Genomic DNA, 2,712 nt, shown 5'->3' on the forward strand with positions numbered 1-2,712 from the left:
CTTCTGGACGTAGGCTTCCTGCTCGTCGTTGTTGAAGCCGTGCTTGGCCACAAGGAGCTGCTTGGTTTCCTCCAGGACGGCCCGCACATCTTCCGCCACGTCCTGATCGGCCATGGCCTCGGAGATCTTTTCCAGCCCGGCCTCAAAGCCGAAGTATGCAGCGGCCGCGTGCCCCGTATTCACGGTAAAGAGCTTCCGCTCGATGTAGGGCGAGAGCTCGTCCACGAACGTCGCGCCCGGGATGACCGGCGCAGCATCGCCAAACGCCGTCCGGTCGATGACCCACTCGTAGAACGTTTCCACGGTCACGTCCAGGCCCTGCCCAGGCTCCTGGTTGGGCACAATCCGGTCCACGGCAGTGTTCGCAAACACCGCCGCGGCGTCCAAGGACCCGGCGGCATCGTCCCAGAGGGCGGCGACTTCGGCCCGCAGGATGTCCGTGGCGTTGATGGCGTTCTCGCAGGCCATGACCTGCAGCGGCGCCAGCCCGGCAGCCCGCGCGGCGATGCCCTTGGTGATGGCGGGCGCGACGAACTTCAGGATGTGCGGCCCCACGGCGGTGGTGACGATGTCCGCCGTCGCGATTTCCCGCACCAGCGCCGCTTCCTGCGTGCCGGAGTTCAGCGCGCGGAAGTTGTCCACCGTCCGGACCGTGGGGTTCTCCCCCACCTCGTGGACGTTGTAGCTGTCTGCTGCCACGAGCTGGTCGATGAGTGCGTCCGCGACATCCGCGAATACCACCTCATAACCGGCCTGGTGCAGCAGCAGCCCCACAAAGCCGCGGCCGATGTTCCCGGCTCCGAAATGTACCGCCTTCACTATGCGTTCACCTTTCCGAATAGCTCCAGGACTTCCTCAACGGACGTGGCCGCTTCCAGCTGGGCCACCTGGGCCTTGCTGGTGAAGACCTTCGCGATGGAGGACAGGATGTGGAGGTGTTCGTTGTTGATGCCGGCCACGCCCACCACGAACTTGACCTGTTTGCCGTTCCAGTCGATGCCGTCCGGGTAGCGGATCACGGACACAGCGGACTTCAGGATGTGGTCCTTGGCGGCGTTGGTGCCGTGCGGGATGGCCAGGAAGCTGCCCATGTAGGTGGACACGGATTCCTCACGCTCGTGCATGGCCGCGAGGTAGCCCTCGTCCACAGCGCCGCGGGCCAGGAGCAGCTGGCCTGCTTCGTCGATGGCGGCATCGCGGGTGGTGGCTGTGCCGTTAAGGATCACGCTGTCGGCCACGAGGATGTCCGACGGCGCCGCCGTCTCCGCAGCCTCGGTGGGTTCTGCACCGCTGCCGGCGGCGGGTGCGGCGTCCACCGGGGCACTGGCAACGTGCGCGCCGTGGCCGGCGGCATCGGCGGCGGCAGCACCGGCGTCGGGCGTTGCGCCTTCAGTGTTGTGCTCCTTGACCAGCTCCACAATCTCGTCGTACCGCGGGCTGTTCATGAAGTTATCCACCGAGAAGTGCGCTGCGCTGGACGTGACGGGCTTGGCGCGTTCGGTCAGGTCCTGGTGGGTGATCACCACGTCGTAGGTGTCACTGAGGTTGGCGATCGCCGCATTGGTGACCTTGACGTCCGGGAACCCGGCCGCCTTGATCTTGTTCCGCAGCACCGAGGCGCCCATGGCACTGGAGCCCATGCCGGCGTCGCACGCGAACACGATGTTCTTGATGGGGCCGGCCAGGACGGCCGTACCCACGCCTGCGCCCGCACCGGTCAGCATGGAGGAGACGGAGCTCTTTTTGCCCTTCATTGCTTCCATCTTCGATGTGGCGTCGCCCAGGTCCACCTCGTCGCTGTGCTTGGTGGTTTTCAGGATCACCGAGGCCACCAGGAACGAGACCGTCATGGCGAGCAACACCGCGAGGATCACCCCGACGTAGCTGTCACGGGACGTCTGGGCGAGCACCGCGATGATCGAGCCAGGCGCCGCCGGAGCGACGAGTCCGGAGCCGGTGATGGCCAGGGTGGCGATGCCCGTCATGCCGCCGGCGATCGCGGCCAGGATCAGCAGCGGGCGCATCAGGACGTACGGGAAGTAGATTTCGTGGATGCCGCCGAAGAAGTGGATGATCGCTGCGCCGGAGGCCGAACCCTTGGCAATGCCCTTCCCGAAGAACATGTAGGCCAGCAGGATGCCCATGCCGGGGCCGGGGTTGGCCTCCAGCAGGAACAGGATGGACTTGCCCTGCTCCAGCGACTGCTGGATGCCGAGTGGGGTCAGCACGCCGTGGTTGATGGCGTTGTTCAGGAACAGCACCTTGGCGGGCTCGATGAAAATGCTGGTGAGCGGCAGCAGGCCGTTGTTGACCAGGAACTGCACGACGTTGCCGGCGGCCGTGCTGAAGGCCTGGACCAGCGGCGAGATGCCGTAGAAGCCCAGCATCGCCAGCAGCGCGCCCCAGATACCGGCCGAGAAGTTGTTGACCAGCATCTCGAAGCCGGGGCGGATCTTGCCCTCCCACAGGAGGTCGATCTTCTTCATGGTCCAGCCGCCGAGCGGGCCCATGATCATGGCGCCGATGAACATCGGGATGCCGGCGCCCACAATGACGCCCATGGTGCCGATGGCTCCCACCACGCCGCCGCGGACGTCGTAGACCATCCGGCCGCCGGTGTAGGCGATCAGGAGCGGCAGCAGGTAGGTGATCATGGGGCCAACCAGGCCCACGTTGGGCGTTCCGTCGGCGTTGGTGTCGAAGCCGCCGAGG

2 protein-coding genes are annotated in these 2,712 nt (G+C 66.0%); both read right to left on the reverse strand.

Annotation, left to right across the window (positions count from 1 at the left end; all coding sequences use genetic code 11):
• Positions 1-819, reverse strand: an 819-nt coding sequence (locus V6M49_RS02420; protein WP_332759852.1) for a mannitol-1-phosphate 5-dehydrogenase, incomplete at its 3' end; no start/stop codon positions are given.
• The coding region (locus V6M49_RS02425; protein WP_332759853.1) for a PTS mannitol transporter subunit IICBA at positions 819-2,712 on the reverse strand (1,894 nt) is incomplete at its 5' end. The genes V6M49_RS02425 and V6M49_RS02420, both read right to left, overlap by 1 nt.

Origin of the sequence: Pseudarthrobacter sp., assembly GCF_036675385.1 — a bacterium.
Classification (GTDB): domain Bacteria; phylum Actinomycetota; class Actinomycetes; order Actinomycetales; family Micrococcaceae; genus Arthrobacter.